The 18,815-nt window shown below is 60.3% G+C and carries 10 protein-coding genes; 4 read left to right on the forward strand and 6 right to left on the reverse strand.

Features of this window, described 5'->3' with window-relative positions; all coding sequences use genetic code 11:
* Positions 1 to 1,834, reverse strand: a 1,834-nt coding sequence (locus HMPREF2528_RS04375) for a fibrinogen-like YCDxxxxGGGW domain-containing protein (protein WP_070542655.1), incomplete at its 3' end; no start/stop codon positions are given.
* A gap of 557 nt (positions 1,835 to 2,391) precedes the next feature.
* On the opposite strand from HMPREF2528_RS04375, the gene mfd reads away from it, so the two are divergent.
* Together mfd and HMPREF2528_RS04385 are read left to right on the forward strand one after the other, a co-directional pair.
* Entirely contained in the window at positions 2,392 to 6,138 is a 3,747-nt protein-coding gene (mfd, locus tag HMPREF2528_RS04380) for a transcription-repair coupling factor (RefSeq protein WP_070542659.1), read from the forward strand.
* Positions 6,139 to 6,278: 140 nt separating this feature from the next.
* Entirely contained in the window at positions 6,279 to 7,697 is a 1,419-nt protein-coding gene (locus HMPREF2528_RS04385) for an NAD(P)H-quinone dehydrogenase (protein WP_049358705.1), read from the forward strand.
* 159 nt (positions 7,698 to 7,856) lie between these two features.
* On the opposite strand, the gene HMPREF2528_RS04390 is transcribed toward HMPREF2528_RS04385, so the two are convergent.
* The 4 genes from HMPREF2528_RS04390 to HMPREF2528_RS04405 all read right to left on the reverse strand — a co-directional run bounded on the left by HMPREF2528_RS04390 (position 7,857) and on the right by HMPREF2528_RS04405 (position 14,076).
* On the reverse strand, positions 7,857 to 9,257 hold the full coding sequence (locus HMPREF2528_RS04390; RefSeq protein WP_070507813.1) for an MFS transporter: 1,401 nt from the start codon (positions 9,255 to 9,257) through the stop codon (positions 7,857 to 7,859).
* Positions 9,258 to 9,638: 381 nt separating this feature from the next.
* Positions 9,639 to 11,459, reverse strand: a complete 1,821-nt coding sequence (locus tag HMPREF2528_RS04395; protein ID WP_070542662.1) for an acetyl/propionyl/methylcrotonyl-CoA carboxylase subunit alpha — start codon at positions 11,457 to 11,459, stop codon at positions 9,639 to 9,641.
* 157 nt (positions 11,460 to 11,616) lie between these two features.
* A complete protein-coding gene (locus tag HMPREF2528_RS04400) occupies positions 11,617 to 12,342 on the reverse strand; it encodes a Maf family protein (protein ID WP_070542666.1) in 726 nt (241 codons plus the stop codon).
* A 315-nt stretch (positions 12,343 to 12,657) separates the two neighbouring features.
* A complete protein-coding gene (locus tag HMPREF2528_RS04405) occupies positions 12,658 to 14,076 on the reverse strand; it encodes a dicarboxylate/amino acid:cation symporter (RefSeq protein WP_070542670.1) in 1,419 nt (472 codons plus the stop codon).
* Positions 14,077 to 14,516: 440 nt separating this feature from the next.
* On the opposite strand from HMPREF2528_RS04405, the gene HMPREF2528_RS04410 reads away from it, so the two are divergent.
* Together HMPREF2528_RS04410 and HMPREF2528_RS04415 are read left to right on the forward strand one after the other, a co-directional pair.
* Entirely contained in the window at positions 14,517 to 15,458 is a 942-nt protein-coding gene (locus HMPREF2528_RS04410; RefSeq protein ID WP_044150695.1) for a hypothetical protein, read from the forward strand.
* Between the two features lie 100 nt (positions 15,459 to 15,558).
* Complete coding sequence (locus HMPREF2528_RS04415; protein WP_070542674.1) at positions 15,559 to 16,851, forward strand: glutathionylspermidine synthase family protein; 1,293 nt, start codon at positions 15,559 to 15,561, stop codon at positions 16,849 to 16,851.
* Between the two features lie 190 nt (positions 16,852 to 17,041).
* On the opposite strand, the gene HMPREF2528_RS04420 is transcribed toward HMPREF2528_RS04415, so the two are convergent.
* Positions 17,042 to 18,802, reverse strand: coding sequence for a DUF885 domain-containing protein (locus tag HMPREF2528_RS04420; RefSeq protein WP_070542677.1), 1,761 nt, complete (start codon positions 18,800 to 18,802; stop codon positions 17,042 to 17,044).
* Between the last annotated feature and the right edge of the window lie 13 nt (positions 18,803 to 18,815).

Here is an 18,815-nt window from a genome sequence, read left to right on the forward strand (position 1 = left end):
CGTAAATGGTGTTACCGCTCAGATGCAGATCCTGCCAGTCGCCACCGTACTTAGAGATAGACGAAGAAATACGGCCGTAACCGTTCTTCGAGTAGTTCGCAATCAGGTGGTCAGCGCCGCCAGTCCACACGGTCGAACCAGCATCCTGAACATCGAACTGGAACGCGTACACAATGCGGTCAGTAATGTTCAGCTTCAGCGACGGCTCCCACTCCCACTTAATGTTCGAAGCGTTAGAACCATTCAGCGCCGCCAGGCGGAACGCGCGCTGGTTATTCAGCTCAGTGAAGTAACCCGCAGCGTGAACAGTCGAGTTATCGGACGCAGCGGTAATACCGTTGACCGTACCGTTAAAGTTCGGGCGCCAGTTCCAATCCACCGCACCGTTCGAGAGCTTAATACGAGCGGCACCACGCGAGTAAGCGTACGCCTTAGACGTATTGCCCTTTACATGGGTGAAGTTACCGCCAATGTAGAGGTAACCATCCTGAACCAGCAGGGTCTTCACCTGCGCGGCAGCACCATTACGGCGCTGAACCTGAACATCCCACGTGCGGTCAATCTGACCGGTGGTCGCATCCAGAATGACGAAGTGATCAACCTTCTCGCCATTAACCTCGGTGAACTCGCCACCAACCGCCAGGCGGTTATTCGGCAGAGCCTCCAGAGCCTTAATCTGACCGTTGAAAGTCGGGCGGAAGGAACGAACCAGCTCACCCGAATCCACGTTGTAACCAGCCAGGTACGACTGATCAACGCGCTCGCCGCCAGCCGACTCCACATACTTGAAGTCGCCACCGGTGAAGACGGTGTCGCCCACCTGAGTAATAGCCTGAACGTAAGTGTTCATCTCGTTCTTCTTGCCGGTGCCAGTCTGTTCACTGGTGCGCCAACGAACGGGCATCGTGTAGCTATTGGGCAGAGCACGACGGTTGCTGGCGGCAGAGCCAGAACCAATCTGCGAGAAGTTCAAGTCACGCTGAGTCAGCTTCGGGCGCAGGAACACCTGGGTGAAGGGGATAGAGTAACCGAAGGAACCGCGCTTGTGGTAAATATACGAATCAGAATTCTCATTACCGAAGTTCACCAGTGCACCGTACGCAAAACCAATCTGGTAGCCCTGGTTCGGGTTCGCGAAGAAACGAACAGAGCTGGTGGTAATGCCCGGAGCCATCTCCGAAGCGGAACCGCCCATATGAGCGGTGCGGTTAATGCCGGCGCCGGTGAACTTCACGGTGCCCCAACGCTGACCGTAGCTCATCGCCCAGGTCCACTGCTCAGTCTGAGGACGCTGAACATAAACGTTCTGCCACTGGGTTCCCCTCGCATTGTGAGCACGGCGCAGGCGCATGCCGTCGGGAAGGTCCTGAGGCTTAACGCCGTTCAGCAGCGCATTGACAGTGTTTGCGGGAAGCTGGACCGGAGTAAAAGCGGCAGGACCGGTGGGGTTCTGATGCAGCTGATTCGGGTCGCCGGTGCCATTGTAGGACTCGGTCCAACCCTCACGACCGCGACCAATCATGACCCAGCCGCCGCCATCAGTTTCCTGATCGCAGTAGAACTGTGCCGGGCCGCTCATCTGCGGGGTGTACAGCCAGTAAGTGCCAGAGGAGGCAGAAGGATTAACCTGCTTGACCTCGTAACAGGAAGCAGCCGCTTTATCGCTGCTGGAACCGTCATGGGTTCCGGTCGTAGCCGAGGCGGGAGTAGTAGGAGTAAGAGGTGCCGCAGTGAAAGCGGTACCAAAAGCGAGTGCGAAAGCGGCCCACTTTTTAGCAGACCATGAACGGGCATGGCGCTTTTCAGCGGGTTTGTTCGTGTATGTGGTTGTCATATGCGTCTTTCTGATGCGACGTTCCGGAAGAAACATCGAAAGATACGGTGAATTTAGCGCACTAGAAAAACCGCAGTAAGTACTGAAAACCTGAGGTTGGTTGGAAGAGGTAAACAGAATCCGGAAGGGGATATACTGTCTGGTTTTTCTGTAAGCGTTAATGATTAGGGTACAGGATTAAGCTGTGAAAATAATGGTGCACAAAGTGCAAAGACGCTCATGAGTGTGTGATTTGCGCCCCATGCGATGAGCGTTGTGGCACAGGAACAGACACGGAAGAAAACCATACTCAAATATCACCCACGAAAGCGACAACCGAGTGCAAAAAGGAATATATTCCATCGCAGAAGAATACAAGAGAAAAATGCCAGAAAAAGCGGACAAGTCCTACAATGGAAAAGCCGCAAAAAAACACCCCAAAACGCACAAAAAGCACCATGAAATAAAGGCAAATTCACTCGGACGCCCCAAACCGGCACCGCCCAATACCGACTATCCATAGCAGCCCTCCACCAGCTCAACCGCCGCAAGCGAAGACCCCAGACTCAGGAGAACCCGTGAGCACCACCCGAAAAGCTACTGCACAGCCCCTCGAGGCACCCCTGCACCCCCTCCTGAACACCCTCAACCAACTCAGCAGCTGGGCCGCGATCCGCACCGCCGCCTCCGCACAGCCCGCTGAACGTAGCGCACGCACCCTCATCGGCGCCGTCGCCGGAACCCACGCCGCGCTCATTGCAGACATCTCCACCGCAGTACGCGATACCACCGCTGAAGCGCTCAGCCTCATCATCGCCCCCACCGACCGCCAAGCAGAAGACCTCGCCGCAGCCCTGCGCTCCTACCTGCCCGCCGCCGACATCGCGCTCTTCCCCGCCTGGGAAACCCTGCCCCACGAACGCCTCTCACCGCGCTCCGACACCGTAGGCCGCCGCCTGCAGGTACTGCGCGCCATGACCGGGGATGCGGCTAAACGCCCCCAGGTTGTTATCGCACCCGTACGCGCGGTCATCCAGCCCATCGTCACCGGCATCGAAAAGCTCGAACCCGTGCACCTGGTCCGCGGCGAAGAATACCCCTTCAAAGATGTGGTGCGTGGCCTCAACGACGCCGCATACTCCCGCGTAGACCTGGTCGCCAAGCGCGGCGAATACGCCGTACGAGGCGGCATTATCGACGTCTTCCCGCCCACCGCAACTACCCCCGTCCGCCTCGAATTCTTCGGCGACGAACTCGACGAAATGCGCCACTTCTCCGTCGCCGACCAGCGCACCCTCAGTGGGGGAGAAGAGCTTACCGAACTCACTCTGCTGCCCTGCCGCGAACTGCTCATCACCCCCGAGGTCATGAGCCGCGCCGCACGACTGAAAGCCGACTACCCGGCAGCCGCAGCCATGCTTGAGAAGATTGCCGGCGGAATCTACGTCGAAGGCATGGAATCGCTCACCCCGCTGCTCATCGAATCCATGAACACCCTCACCGAGCTGCTGCCGGCAGGGTCCATGATCATTAACGTCGAACCCGAGCGCGTGCGCGCCCGCGCCGAAGACCTCGTCGCCACCAACGAAGAATTCCTCGCCGCAGCATGGGACACCTCTGCAGAAGCCGACGCAGTAGCACCCATCGACCTCGGCCAGCTCCGCATGAGCGACAGTGGATTCCGCACCATCGACCAAACCACCGCACAGGCACTCGAAGCCAAGCTCAGCTGGTGGGAAATCACCGAACTCGTCACCGACGCAGACCTACTCGAAGACGCCGCCGGGGCGCTCCAGAACCAGGGCATCGCCGACGCCATCGAAGACGGATTCGACACCTACACCGTCAACGCCACCCCCGCAACCGCATTCAACGGTTCCGTCGAACGCATGCTCAGCCAGGTCGGCGACCTCATCCGTCAACAGTGGACCGTCCTCGCCCTCACCAACGGCCGCGGCTCCACTGACCGACTCATCGACCTCTTCCACTCCGGCGAAGGGGCACCCGCCGTACCCGCAGCCCGCCGAACCAGCCTCGAAGCCGACCCCGCTGGCAAACTCGAACACGGCATCGTCGAGGTGTGCGAGGCGCCCGCCTCCGCAGGCTTCCTCGTTGAGGAGGCGAAGCTCGCCGTCTTCACCGAAGCCGAACTGCTCGGCCGCCGCGGAACCTACGCACCCCGAGGCGCCGCCGGACAAAAATTCAAGACACGCCGCCGCCGCAACGCCGTCGACCCGCTCGCGCTGAACCCCGGCGACTACGTGGTGCACGAACGCCACGGCATCGGCAGGTTCGTCGAGATGACCTCCCGCCCGGTGGCTGGTGCATCCCCGGTCAACGGCGTGCAGCCCATGAAGGAATACCTGGTCATCGAGTACGCCCCCGCCAAGCGCGGCGGCGCACCCGACCGCCTCTTCGTGCCCTCCGACCAGCTGGATCTGATTTCCAACTACGTGGGTGGCGAGAACCCGAGCCTGTCCAAGATGGGCGGTAGTGACTGGGCTAAGACCAAGTCCCGCGCTCGCAAGGCAGTCAAGGAAATCGCCGCCGACCTGGTGAAACTCTACTCGGCACGCCAGGCCTCGCGCGGTCACGCCTTCGCCGCAGACACCCCCTGGCAGCGAGAGCTGGAAGAGTCCTTCCCCTACAACGAGACTCCCGACCAGCTCACCGCCATTCACGAGGTAAAGGAGGACATGGAGAAAGAAATCCCCATGGACCGCCTCATCTCCGGCGACGTGGGCTTCGGCAAAACCGAGGTTGCCGTGCGTGCCGCATTCAAGGCGGTGCAGGACGGCAAACAGGTTGCCGTACTCGTACCCACGACCCTGCTCGCGCAGCAGCACTACGAGACGTTCAGCGAGCGCTTCTCGGGATTCCCCGTGAAGATTCGCGTGCTCTCCCGCTTCCAGAAGGCGAAAGAAACCCGCCAGATTACCGAAGAAATCGCATCCGGCGCGGTGGACGTGGTGATCGGTACCCACCGCATCCTCTCGGACAGCGTGGTGTTCAAGGACCTGGGCCTGGTCATCATTGACGAGGAACAACGCTTTGGCGTGGAGCACAAGGAAAAGCTCAAGCAGATGCGCACCAACGTGGACGTGCTGGCCATGAGCGCAACCCCGATTCCGCGCACCCTGGAAATGTCGCTAACCGGTATTCGTGAGACCTCCACCCTTGCCACCGCGCCGGAGGAGCGCCACCCCGTGCTGACCTTCGTCGGCCCGCGTACCGACAGCCAGATTACCGCCGCGATCCGCCGCGAGATCATGCGTGAAGGACAGGTTTTCTTCGTGCACAACCGCGTGGCTGACATCGACGATGTTGCCGCCGAAATCGGCAAGCTCGTGCCGGAGGCGCGCATCGCCACCGCCCACGGCCGCATGAGCGAATCGCGCCTGGAGCAGATTATTGTGGACTTCTGGGAGCGCCGCTTTGACGTGCTGGTGTGCACGACCATCGTGGAGACGGGCCTGGATATTTCGAACGCGAACACGCTCATCGTGGACCACGCCCAGAACTACGGTCTGAGCCAGTTGCACCAGCTGCGCGGACGTGTGGGTCGTGGCCGCGAGCGCGCCTACGCGTACTTCCTGTACCCGGTGGATAAGACCCTCGGCGAGATTGCGCACGAGCGTCTGAAGGCCGTCGCGACCCACAATGAGCTGGGTGCGGGTCTGCAGCTCGCGATGAAGGACCTGGAGATTCGCGGTGCCGGCAACCTGCTCGGTGGCGAACAGTCCGGCCATATTGCCGGTGTCGGTTTTGACCTGTACCTGCGTCTGGTGGGCGAGGCGGTGGCGAACTACCGCGGCGAGAAGGAAGAGCGCGAGATCGAGACGAAGATTGACCTGCCCGTCAACGCGCATATTCCGCACACCTACATTGACTCGGAGCGTCTGCGCCTGCAGGCATACCGCCAGATTGCCGCCGCCGATACCGAAGAGAAGATTGCGGAGGCACGCGAGGAACTGGTTGACCGTTACGGCGAGCTGCCGGAGGCGGTAGAGAACCTGCTTGCCGTGGCGACGGTGCGTATGCACGCCCGTGCCGCCGGTATTCATGAGCTGGTGGTATTGGGGCCGAAGGTGCGTGTGGTGACCGCTACGCCGCTGCCGGAGTCCCGCCAGATGCGTCTGAAGCGCGTGTATCCGGGGTCCACGCACGCTCAGCCGAAGGGCATGGATACCTGGCTGACGCTGGTTCCGCGCCCGAAGACCATGCCGGTTGGCGGTAAGGACTTGGTGGACGGCGCGATGCTGCAGTGGGCTGAGAAGTTCATTAACTCGATTTATTCGGAGAAGCCGCAGGCTCTCGAGGACTAGAGGAAACAGGGGCAGGGGAGTGCCCGGTCATACCGGGTTGCCACGTCAGAAAATGCTCGCCGTGCAGATTGCCACAATATGGCACATCTGCACGGCGAGTGCGTTTGCCCCACGCAGGCGGCATAGCTCACAATTAAGGCATGACTTCAAAGGTGAACTACGCATCTCAGCGAATTGTAATTATTGGTGGTGGCCCCGGCGGCTACGAGGCGGCGATGGTGGCTGCCGCATCCAACGCGGACGTGACTCTGATCGAGCGTAATGCCATTGGTGGCTCCGCCGTTCTGACTGACGTTGTGCCCTCTAAGACCCTAATCGCTACGGCGGATATGATGACCCGCTTCTCTGAGGCGGGTAGCTTGGGCATTGAAAATACGAAGGGTAAGGCTCCGCAGCTTCGTGTTGATATGGACCGTGTGAACCGCCGAGTCCGCGACCTGGCTCAGCAGCAGTCTGCCGACATTAAGCGCGCCCTGGCTTCTGCAGGAGTGAAGATTATTCACGGTACCGGTAAGCTCCTGGACCGCCACACCGTTCAGGTGACCGATGAAGCTGGTCTGGTCTACCCCCTGCAGGCGGACTTTGTGATGCTGTCGGTGGGTACGCATCCGCGCGAAATGGCGACCGGTATGCCTGATGGCGAGCGCATCCTGACCTGGACTCAGCTGTACAACCTCTCCGAAGTTCCCGAGGAACTGATTGTGATTGGTTCGGGTGTGACCGGTGCGGAGTTCGCTTCGGCATATAACGGTCTGGGGTCTAAGGTTACGCTGGTGTCTTCGCGTGACCGTGTGCTTCCCGGTGAGGACGAGGACGCAGCTCGCGTGCTGGAGGACGTCTTTGAGCGTCGCGGCGTGCGAGTGATGCCGCGTTCCCGTGCGGCTGCTGTTGAGCGTACTGAGGACGGCTCAGGTGTCATCGTGACCCTGTCCGATGGCCGTAAGGTCTCTGGCACTCACTGCCTGGTGGCTATTGGTTCGATTCCGAACACTGAGGATTTGGGCTTGGAAGCTGCCGGTGTGGAGCAGACCCCGAGCGGCCATATTAAGGTGGACGGCGTGTCCCGCACGAGCGTGAACAGCATTTACGCCGCTGGCGACTGCACGGGCGTGTACCCACTGGCTTCCGTGGCTGCAATGCAGGGCCGTATCGCTATGGCGCACATCCTCGGTGATGCGGTGCGCCCGCTGCGTACCGATAAGGTTGCCGCAAATATCTTCACCTCCCCGGAGATTGCGACTGTGGGTGTGAGTGAGAAGGACCTTGCCGAGGGGGCGTACCGTGGCGATGCGGTGACCCTGCAGCTGAGCACCAACCCGCGCGCGAAGATGATGGCGATGCGCGATGGATTCGTGAAGATTTTTGCTCGCCGCCACTCCGGCACCGTCATCGGTGGCGTGGTGGTTGGTCAGCGCGCCTCCGAGCTGATTTACCCTATCGCCCTGGCTGTGGAGAAGAAGCTCGCGGTGGATGACCTGGCGGACACCTTCACGGTTTACCCCTCGCTCTCCGGCTCTATTGCTGAGGCTGCGCGCAAGCTGCACACTCGCGGCCTGTAGCCGGCGCATAGATACCCTGGGCTTGTAGAGAGCCGCTATCTCAGAAGCTCACAGAATCTCTGAAACGCACAAAAGCGGTGGGGGTCACTTCCTGAGTTCCTAAGAATCAGGAGGTGACCCCCACCGCTTTGCCGTAGAGACGCTTAGCGCCGCGAAGCTTTACTTCGTGGTGCTGACGGCGTTCATGTCCACGTCACGGGTTTCGTGAGTGAGCAGAATGAAGACAACGCTCAGAATCGATGCGAATGCCAGGTAGCCGCCCACTGCAGCCACACCGTAAGTGGAGTTCAACCAAACAGCCACGAACGGGGTCAGTGCCGCGCCGAGGATGGACGCCACGTTGTAGGCGATACCGCTGGCGGTGTAACGCACGTTAGTGGGGTACAGCTCCGGCAGGTATGCGGACATGGAACCGAAGGACAGACCCATCAGGCACATACCGATAAAGATGAAGAGGGTAACCACAGCGGCGTTTGCGTTCGCGCCGGTACCAACAACGGAGGGAGAGATGAACAGACCGAAGGACAGACCGAAGACCGCCATCGCGATGGTGGTCCACAGCTGCTGGGTGCGGCGGCCGTACTTGTCAGCCAGCCAACCCGAGATCGGGATGAAGATTGCGAAGCCGATGATGGAGATCAGCTGAATGATCAGGAACTCGCGGTAGGGGATAGCCAGGCCGCCCTTATCCGCCTTGCCGATACCGTAGGAGAGGACCCAAGCGGTCATCAGGTAGAACAGCACATAGCATGCCACCATGATGAAGGTGCCCTGAATCATGGGCCACCAAGCGACCTTGAACGCCTCAACGAGCGGGGTCTTCACCTTCTCGTTGTTAGCGGCAGCCTTGGCGAAGACGGGGGTCTCCTCCAGCTTGAAACGCACGTACAGACCAACGGCGACCATCACGATGGACAGCAGGAACGGAATACGCCAACCCCAAATGAGGAAGGGGTGCTCGAGGTTCTTCGCGTCGGTTGCGGAGTTGAAGGTAATCCAGCTGGTCAGCAACAGCATGAAGCCGTTCGCAAGCACGAAGCCGATGGGTGCACCCAGCTGAGGCCACATCGCGGCGCGGGCGCGCTTGCCATCCTCAGCGTATTCGCTCGCGAGCAGCGCCGCACCGGACCATTCGCCGCCCAGGCCCAAGCCCTGGCAGAAACGCATAATGGTCAGCATGGTCGGTGCCCACAGACCAATCTGGTGATAGGTGGGCAGCAGACCGATGATGAAGGTTGCCAGACCCATGGTGAGCAGTGCACCGACGAGGGTAGCCTTACGACCGATCTTGTCGCCGAAGTGGCCGAAGATCACGGAACCGAGGGGGCGCGCGATGAATGCGACGCCGAAGGTAGCGAAGGAAGCCAGAAGCTCGGTGGTTGCGTCCTTCGAGGGGAAGAACAGCACGGGGAACACAGCCACTGCTGCAGTGGCGTAAATGTAGAAATCGTAGAACTCGATGGTGGTACCAACGAGCGAGGCGAGAATAACTCGACTGCGAGGAGTCGTATTCTTCACCGGTGCAGCAGACGCTTTCGTGTCGGATGCAGAAGCGCTCATGAGGAAAACTCCCGAGATGGTGAATTTGTGTGTACGCAAGGAGCCTGAGGTAGGTGTTCCGTTGCCGGTCAGCGCGGGAGGCGGGTATGCCGTAGGCGCGTACTGGGTGCCGTGACCGCACCGGGTGGGGTGCGGCAGGCGTCGGATTCTGAAAGGCTCCTCTAAAGTGCAACATTATAACTCTGTTCAGAAAAACCCAAACAAATACAGCCACTATCTGGACGCGAACACAGGGGTTAGCGGCGTAAATCCCACCTAAACAGGCAAGAGCGGACATAGAAAATCCCCCGGAAAGATACGAGGTATTACCTCATACCCTTCCGGGGGATTCGTATAGCCTATGGCGCTCGCAGTCGCGAGACCTCAGTACCGAGCGAAGCGTTACTTGATGGTCGCCAGCACCGCACCGGAGGTGACGGTATCTCCGGCCTTGGCCGACAGACCCGAAACCTTACCCGCCTTGTGCGCGGTAATGGGCTGCTCCATCTTCATCGCCTCCAGCACCAGAATCAGGTCGCCCTCAGCGACGGTGTCGCCGTCGGATGCGGCAACCTTCACGATGGTGCCCTGCATGGGGCTGGTCAGCTCATCGCCGCCACCCTTTGCCGCGCCGCGTGCCGAACGGGACTTACGGGTCTTGGACGCGGGCTTAGCGGCAGGCTTAGCGCCACCGCCCAGCTCGGGCAGGGACACCTCCAAACGCTTACCGTTGACCTCGACCACCATGGTGGTGCGCTCGTCCTCGTCAGAGTTCACGTTACCGGGTGCACCGGAGTACATGGGGATGGTGTTGTTGAACTCGGTCTCAATCCAACGGGTGTGCACCTTGAAATCGCCGCCCTCAGCCGGTGCGAATGCGGGGTCGTCCAGCACGACGCGGTGGAACGGGACGACGGTGGGCATGCCCTCAATGGTCAGCTCAGCCAGGGCACGGCGGGCACGCTGCAGAGCCTGCTCACGATCTGCGCCGGTAACAATGAGCTTAGCCAGCATGGAGTCGAAGTTGCCGCCGATAACGTCGCCAGCCACGAAGCCAGAATCCCAGCGAACACCGGGGCCGGTGGGCACGGTCAGCTTCTCGATGGTGCCGGGGGCGGGCATGAAGGAACGGCCCGCATCTTCACCGTTAATACGGAACTCGAAGGAGTGACCACGCAGAACCGGGTCCTTCTCCTCAATCTTCTCGCCGCGGGCAATACGGAACTGCTCACGAACCAGGTCCAGACCGGAAATCTCCTCGGAGACGGGGTGCTCCACCTGCAGACGAGTGTTCACCTCAAGGAAGGAGATGGTGCCGTCGGTGCCGACCAGGAACTCACAGGTGCCGGCACCCTGGTAGCCAGCCTCACGCAGAATCGCGCGGGACGCCTCGTACAGACGCTCGTTCTGCTCATCACTCAGGTAGGGGGCGGGCGCCTCCTCAACGAGCTTCTGGTTACGGCGCTGCAGGGAGCAGTCACGGGTGGAAACCACCACGACGTTGCCGTGCGCATCCGCCAGGCACTGGGTCTCAACGTGGCGGGGCGAATCCAAGAAACGCTCGATGAAGCACTCGCCGCGACCGAACGCCGCGGTAGCCTCGCGAACAGCGGACTCGTACATCTCGACGATGCTCTCGCGGTCACGGGCAACCTTAATGCCGCGGCCACCACCACCGAATGCGGCCTTCACCGCAATGGGCAGACCGTGCTCATCCGCGAAGGCAACAACCTCATCGGCGGACTTGACCGGATCCTTGGTGCCGGGCACCAGGGGAGCGCCCACCTTCTGCGCGATGTGGCGTGCCGCCACCTTATCGCCCAGCTGGGTAATGGACTCGGGGGAGGGGCCAATCCAGGTCAGACCCGCGTCGATGCACTTCTGAGCGAACTGCGCGTTCTCAGACAGGAAACCGTAACCGGGGTGCACGGCGTCAGCGCCGGAGCGGATAGCAATCTCAATGAGCTTATCCATCACCAGGTAGGACTGCGCCGCAGTGGCACCGCCGAGAGCGTAGGCTTCATCGGCAAGCTTCACGTGCTGGGCGTCGCGGTCCGGGTCAGCGTAGACGGCGACGGTCTGCAGACCCTCATCGCGGGCTGCGCGAATCACGCGGACAGCAATTTCACCGCGGTTAGCGATCAGAATCTTGCTGACCGGGCCGGTGTGACGGCCGGGGACTGCAGTAAATTTCTTGGCGGCTTCTGCCTGGTGCTGAGTCACTTAAAGCTCTCCTTTAATCTCCTGCCGAAAAGGATATCTAGAATCGGCGGGATTGGCGAATATAACGCGCATCATACTGTTCTATCTTATCGATTGGTGTTCAACAATGTGTATTGCAGGGCGCGCTTTGAGACAGATTTATACGATTGCGCTGAATCTAATCCTCATCTTGGGGCGCCAGCCACAAATCGGTCACAGCAACCTTGCGGCGTCGCAGCATATCTCGTAGCGCGTGGATGGACAGACCCACCACCGTGTGGAACTCACCTTCAATACCGCGAATAAACGCCGAACCGTAACCGTCGAGGGTGAAGGATCCCGCCACCCAGAGCGGCTCGCCGGTGGCAATGTACGCCTCGATTTCCTCGGGGCTGAGCGTATCAAAGTGGACGGTGGCGCTGCGTAGTTCGGAGACGGTAGGCAACTCAGAAACGGTGGGCAGCCCAGAAGTAGCGGACAGCTCGGCACCTGGCTCAAGACCGCGCAAATCCACGAGCGCGTGACCGGTATGCAGCACGCCGTGGTTGCCGCTCATTGCGCTGATGCGCTCGCGTGCCGCCTCGGCAGTGTGCGGTTTACCGTAGGCAACGCCGTCAAACTCGAAGACCGAATCGCATCCCAGAACCAGCGCATCGCGCACACCCTCGGCGGCAAGTTCAGCGGCAACTGCCTGCGCCTTCAACTGCGCCAGCAGGGAGGCGGTTTCAGCCGGGGTGAGTCCCGCACGTCCCTGCGCTCGCGCCTGTTCGTTGGCGGTAGCGAGCGCGGCGTCCTCATCTACGGAGGAGACGCGCACCGTGAACGCGATGCGGGAGTCTTCCAGGAGCTTGCGGCGTGCCGGGGAGGCGGAGGCAAGAATCAATCGGGTCGGTGTGGTACTCATAGGTTCTATTTTAGAGCCTCACGAGTGACCCTTACTCTCGGGTGCAGATTGAGGGTGCTGAGAAGCCGGTGGGAGGGAGCGGAAAAGCAGGGGATATAGAGAAAGAGCGTGTCCCATCCCCCTCAACCACGTAGGAGATGGAACACGCCGTTCAAAATCATAACTCTTCTCAAACATTAAAGAAAAGAAGAATCAATCGTGACGTTTTATGACGTTTGGCAAAAGTATGTCATCCATGTTGGGGCACGAGAGCGAGAAAGCTACACGGCGCTAGGCAGTACAGCCTAGCGCCGTGTAGCTTCAAGAGTCGCCAGGTTAGCGGCGTGCCGCGACGGTGTTGTCCTCCACCTCGTGCAGACGCTGCGCCTCACCGGCGATGCGCTCATCGTAGAATTCCTGAGCCACGAAGCCGCCCTCCGAACGGGGAGCGTTGTAAAGCTCCTCATCCAGGATGCCCTCGCGGCGAGCCACAATCGCGGGAACCAGAGCTTGACCGGCAACGTTCAGGGCGGTACGACCCATGTCAACGATCGGGTCAATCGCCAGGAGCAGACCCACACCGTCCAGCGGCAGACCCAGAGTGGAAAGGGTCAGGGTCAGCATCACGATAGCGCCGGTCGTACCGGCAGTCGCTGCCGAACCGAGCACGGACACCATCACAATCAGCAGGTACTGGGTGAAGTCCAGCTGAATACCGTAGAACTGAGCTACAAAGATTGCGGCAAGAGCCGGGTAAACCGAAGCGCAGCCGTCCATCTTAGTGGTTGCACCCAGCGGAACGGCAAAGGACGCGTAGGCGCGGGGAACACCCAGGTTACGTTCTGCAACGGTCTGGGTCATCGGCATCGAACCCATCGAAGAGCGGGACACGAAGCCCAGCTGGAGCGCCGGCCACACACCCGAGAAGTACTGGCGGACCGACAGACCGTTCGCGCGAACAATAATCGGGTAGACCACGAGGAAGACCAGCAGCAGGCCAATGTAGAGGGCGATGACGAACGCGACCAGCGAACCCATCGACGCCCAACCGTACGCGAACACTGCCTTAGCAATCAGACCCACGGTACCCAGCGGTGCCAGGCGAATAATCCACCACAGAATCTTCTGAATAATCGCCAGAGCGCTCTTGACCACGTCAATGAACGGCTTGGCTGCCTCACCGACCTTCAGCGCGGCAATGCCGACCGCGCCGGAAATGACCAGGATCTGCAGCACGTTGAAGTTTGCCGAGGCGGTGATGCCGGAATCACCGGACTTAGCGCTGACACCCAGACCCAGGAAGTTCACCGGAATCAGACCGGTCAAAAACGCGGTCCACGAACCGGTCGAGCCGGTGTACGCCTTGCCCTGCACCTGCGCGCCCACGCCCGGCTGAACAATGAGGCCCATCGCAATACCAATGAGCACCGCGAAGAACGCGGTAATCGCAAACCAGATGAGCGTGTTAACCGCCAGACGCGCCGCGTTCGTTACCTGCGACAGGTTAGAGATGGAGGCGACCACGGCGGTGAAAATCAGCGGAACAACAGCCGCCTTCAGCAGGGTGACGTAGGAGGAACCAATGGTATCCAGGGTCACCATGAGCCAGTTGGGGTTGCTCTTCGCATCCCCGCCCAGTGCGAGGGCGAGCGCGCCGAGAACAATACCCAGAATGAGGGAGGCAATGATTTGGTTGCCGAAAGACGTAGCCCACTTGGGCAGACGTGAACGAGATGATGCATGCGGTGTAGACATGTGGCATACTCTAAAACTTTTGTGCACTCGCGCGCGAGTTTGTGTGAAGAAGTGTTTCAATCCGGTGCAGTGTAGGGGATGTGTGACGAACCGTGACCATCCTGTGGCATCTTTCGGCTGTACATCCCGCAGTCTAACCAGCAACGCAGCCCAACCCAGCTGCCCAACCAGCAACGCCGCCAGTTGCCCCCCACATAGGCGGTTAAATTGGCTGATAGTTAATTAGGAATCGCCGCAAAAGCAAACAGAAAGGAAACAACTGCGCAACATGCGGGGAAGCTTGCTGAGATTTTGCCGTCAGCTAATAAGCCGAAAGCTAGAGCTTGATATGCTGGAATCACACCGATAGTCCGGCGAAAGTCGCCGGATGATGCTGTACCCACTCAGCTTCATATACGCGTTGAGCAATACGCCACGCACCACCTTTCAAGGAGAGATGCATGAGTTCTGCTCCCCAATACCCCGGCGGAACCACCACCCCCAACGGCCCGAAGAAGCCCGGCAACCGCATGGAAGCAGTCGCCAACTTTGCTACCCGCGCCGCACAGACCTCTGCCCAGCAGACCCTGAACCTGGGCGCGACCCGCCCCGGCATCGCCAAGATGATTGCCGTAGCGGGCGCTGGCGTGCTGCTGGTTGGCGGTGGCATCTTCGCCTACAACTCCATGCACCAGGAAGAGAACGCGTTCCTGTCGCAGGGCGAAGAGTACGCCCGCGTCTGCCAGGATGCGAAGACCGGCCTGCGCGTGGAAGATAGCGAATGTGAGAAGGCAGGCGTTCAGGAGCCGACCGACTCATCCAGCAGCGATTCCTCGGGCTCCTCGAACTCGTCGGGTTCCTCTAGTTCCTCCGGATCTTCTGGGTCTTCGGGCACTTCTGGTTCGACCACCACTCACAATAATTCGAATGCGTTCCTCTGGTACTACCTAGGTCGCCAGAGTGCCGCAAACTCCACCGGCACCCCCACGGTTCCGGGTGTGGGCACTAAGCTCTCCGGAGGCAGCACCACCCGCCCCAGCAACGGCACCGTCTACAGCGGCGTGTCCTCCAAGGGCGGTAGTTTCGAAGACTCCTACCGTAGTGCGAAGAAGTCCTCCACTGTCTCCTCGGGTAAGGTGACCAGCACCAATAACTCCGGTAAGACCTCTTCGGTGCGTAATAAGACCACCGGCTCGGTCTCCAGCGGTAAGCAGGGCACCAGCAATAGCGGTAGCACCGGCTCCTACAGCAAGTCGAACACCTCGAAGTCGGGTTCGTCCTCGAAGTCCGGTTCCTCGTCTAAATCGGGTTCTTCGTCCAAGTCTGGCTCTTCCTCGAAGTCAGGTAGCAAGGGCGGTTTCGGTGGCGGCTCCAAGTCCGGTGGCGGTACCTCCGGCGGCTAAGCCATAAGCCATCACACTAAATGCGGGCAGGGACTGAACGGTCCCGCCCGCATTTTCCTCACTATTTTCCAATCACTACTTCGAAGGAGCCTAGCCCCTCATGCGCCGTGAAGAATTTCCCGTCGGCCGACCCGACTGGGAGAACGTCATCATTGAGGAAGGCCTCACCTACAGCGTGGACGGCCCCCACGACACCGACCACTATTGGAACGAATACGCCGCCTACATTTTCAGCCCGCAAGAAATGGACTCTGTGCGCGCCCAGGCGGAAGAAATGCACCGCATGTGCCTGGAAACCGTCGAGTACATTGCCTCCGGCGCGTTCGGCACCCTCGGTCTGCCCCAGGCGGCGTTCAACCTCGCCGTAGAATCCTGGAACCGCCGCGACGCCGACTTCTACGGACGCTTCGACTTCACCTACTCGGGCGTGCCTGGCGACCCCATGAAGCTGCTCGAATACAACGCAGACACCCCCACTGGCATCGTGGAGGCGGCAGTCAGCCAGAAAACCTGGGCGAAAGACCAGCGCCTCGATACCCGCGGCTACGCCCACTGGGGTGAAATCGGCGAAGCCTTCACCAACCGTTGGCGCCACATCTTCGCAGCCGAAATTGCCGCCGGCGTGCAGCCCGTACTGCACCTGGCGCACGTGAGCCCCGAGATTGACGAGAACAACGAGGACTACAACAACCTCTGGCTCATCGCCTACGCGGCGCAGCAGGCGGGCATCAAAACCCACATGATGCCCATCGACGAAGTCATCTTCAACGAGGACACCAAGAGCTGGGAGGACGCACAAGGCCGCGCCATCACCAACCTCTTCAAGCTCTACCCCTGGGAAGACCTGGTCACCGACAGCGAAGCAGGCTACGACAAGCTCCTCTTCGCCTACCACGGCGCCATGGACCGCTGGATTGAGCCGGCGTGGAAGATGTTCCTCTCCAATAAGCTGCTGCTTGCCGCGCTCTGGGATAAGTACCCCGGCCACCCGAACCTCGTACCCACCTACGCGGGTCACCGCGGCGGCATGCGCAACTGGGTTCGCAAACCCATCTTCGGACGCGAAGGCGACGGCGTAGAAATCTACGCCCCCGACTACGACGTCTTCATCAAGCCCGAAGACGACGACTTCTTCGCCAACGCCCCCGAAAGCGAATTCATCTACCAGGAGTACATCCCGGCACCGCGCTACGAGGGCATCATCAATCCGGTCAGCCACCCCATTCTCGGCGTGTGGGTGGTCGACGGACGCACCGTAGGCGTGGGCATCCGCGAATCGAATGGCGCGCTCACCGACTACTGGTGCCGCTTTGCCCCGCACCTGGTGGATCTGAACGACTCCACCGGCATGGGATTCGGCACCACGGACCCCGGTGCCGCAAACTTCGGATAGCCTTCAGAAGACATAGCCCCCAGAAGATATATCCTGCAGAAGACACGAAAATACAGCGAAGCCCCCGCATCAGCCGCAAAGCTGAAGCGGGGGCTTCATCTATAGAGTTCCTAATCTCAAGGCTCTAGTTCAGGGACTCCAGTTCAGAGACTCTAGAAAACCACTCGACGAGGAGCGAGCAGGCTAGAGGCTACTCGTCATCGTCCTCATCGTCGTCATCCTCAGTGTCCAGAGGGAGCATCATCTCATCGGTCAGGGCGCGGCGCAGAGTATCCAGACCCACCGAACCGAGCAGAAGCGCACGCGTGTGGAACGCACGAATATCATCGCCGCGGCGCACAGCCTGATCACGCAACTCCAGCCAGAGGCGCTCGCCAATCTTGTAGCTCGGCGCCTGACCCGGCCAACCCAGGTAACGCAGGAACTCGAAACGCAGGTGACCCTCGGACTCGTCCAGGTTCAGCTTCAAGAACTCGTAACCCAGCTCAGAGGTCCAGATGGTGCCCGGCTCAACGCCCAGCTGCTCAGCCCACTCCGCGGGAATCGGCATCTCGCAGTGAACACCAATATCGAAGACCACGCGGGCGGCGCGCATACGCTGAGCGTTCAGCATGCCCATGCGGTCACCCGGATCCTTCAGGTAGCCCAGCTCCTCCATGAGGCGCTCGGCGTACAACGCCCAGCCCTCACCGTGACCGGAAACCCACAGCATGTTCGTGCGCCAGGAGTTCATGGTGCCCTGCAGCGCCGTAGCGATAGCGATCTGCAGGTGGTGGCCCGGAACGCCCTCGTGGTACACGGTGGAGGTTTCACGCCAGGTAGTGAACGTATCCTCACCCTCGGGAACCGACCACCACATGCGGCCCGGACGCGAGAAATCGGGGGAGGGGCCGGTGTAGTAAATACCGCCCTCGTTCGTGGGCGCAATGCAGCACTCAATGCGGCGCATGGGGCCGCCAATTTCAAAGTGGCTACCCGCCAGGTTCTCCACGGCGGCGTCGGCGAGCTTCTGCATCCACGCCTTCAGCTCATCGGTGCCGTGCAGCTGACGTGCCGGATCTTCATCGAGCAGCTGCTTCGCACGCTCAATGCTTGCGCCCGGCTCAATCTCCTCGGCAACCTCACGCTGACGAGCGATAATGCTCTCCAGCTCCTTCACGCCCCATGCGTAGGTTTCGTCCAGGTCAATGGTGGTACCCAGGAACGAACGGGAGTGCAGGCTGTACGCCTTACGGCCCACAGCGTCGCGGGAGGGAGCGACCGGCAGCAGCTTCTCCACCAGGTAGCTGTTGAGGCGGCGGTAGCCTTCCTTTGCAGCCTCGGCACCTGCGGCAGCCTCATCCTTCAGCGCGGGGACAGCCTCGGCGACCTCAGCCGCCAAATCATCAAAGAAACCACCGGGAGCGTAGTACGCGGCGGTCTGCTCAATGACAATATCCACCTGGCGGCGCGGGGCAACCTTACCCTCTTCACGAGCCGCCTCAAGAGTCTGGATGTATCCCTCCAGTGCCTCGGTGACGCGGTGCATACGCCCAACAATATGCTCCCAATCCTGCTGGGTGTTGCGCTTCATCAGGTCAAAGACCGAGCGCACTTCCTGCGGGACGGACGCAATATTGTTCAGCTGCCAGCCGCCAAAACCAGCCTTGTACTGCTTGCGGTACAGGCTCAGACGCTCCTGCAGAGCATCCAGGGTGACCAGGTCAACGTCATCAATAGGCAGGACGTTATCGACCTTCTTCAAAGTCTTCTTCGCAAGGCGCGCAAAAGCCTTCTCGCCGGCGGGCGAGTAATCGGGGTACAGGGTCTCTACGCCCTTACGACCAAGCTCGGTTGCATGGACGGGGTTCAGGTCGAGGACCTTTTCAAAGTATTCGTTAGCAATCTGATCGACGTCGGTCAGCGAGCGCTTCAATCGGTAGATGCTGGGAAGTTCCTGGTAAGTGCTCATGTTCATATCCTAA

The organism is Rothia sp. HMSC078H08 (genome assembly GCF_001808955.1).
Taxonomy (GTDB): domain Bacteria; phylum Actinomycetota; class Actinomycetes; order Actinomycetales; family Micrococcaceae; genus Rothia.

What these genes read in the sequence shown, in the direction of transcription:
- HMPREF2528_RS04385 (WP_049358705.1), top strand. Translation starts at nt 6,279, where the DNA reads ATGACTTCAAAGGTGAACTACGCATCTCAGCGAATTGTAATTATTGGT.
- HMPREF2528_RS04390 (WP_070507813.1), bottom strand. Translation starts at nt 9,257, where the DNA reads ATGAGCGCTTCTGCATCCGACACGAAAGCGTCTGCTGCACCGGTGAAG.
- HMPREF2528_RS04400 (WP_070542666.1), bottom strand. Translation starts at nt 12,342, where the DNA reads ATGAGTACCACACCGACCCGATTGATTCTTGCCTCCGCCTCCCCGGCA.
- HMPREF2528_RS04405 (WP_070542670.1), bottom strand. Translation starts at nt 14,076, where the DNA reads ATGTCTACACCGCATGCATCATCTCGTTCACGTCTGCCCAAGTGGGCT.
- HMPREF2528_RS04410 (WP_044150695.1), top strand. Translation starts at nt 14,517, where the DNA reads ATGAGTTCTGCTCCCCAATACCCCGGCGGAACCACCACCCCCAACGGC.
- HMPREF2528_RS04415 (WP_070542674.1), top strand. Translation starts at nt 15,559, where the DNA reads ATGCGCCGTGAAGAATTTCCCGTCGGCCGACCCGACTGGGAGAACGTC.
- HMPREF2528_RS04420 (WP_070542677.1), bottom strand. Translation starts at nt 18,802, where the DNA reads ATGAGCACTTACCAGGAACTTCCCAGCATCTACCGATTGAAGCGCTCG.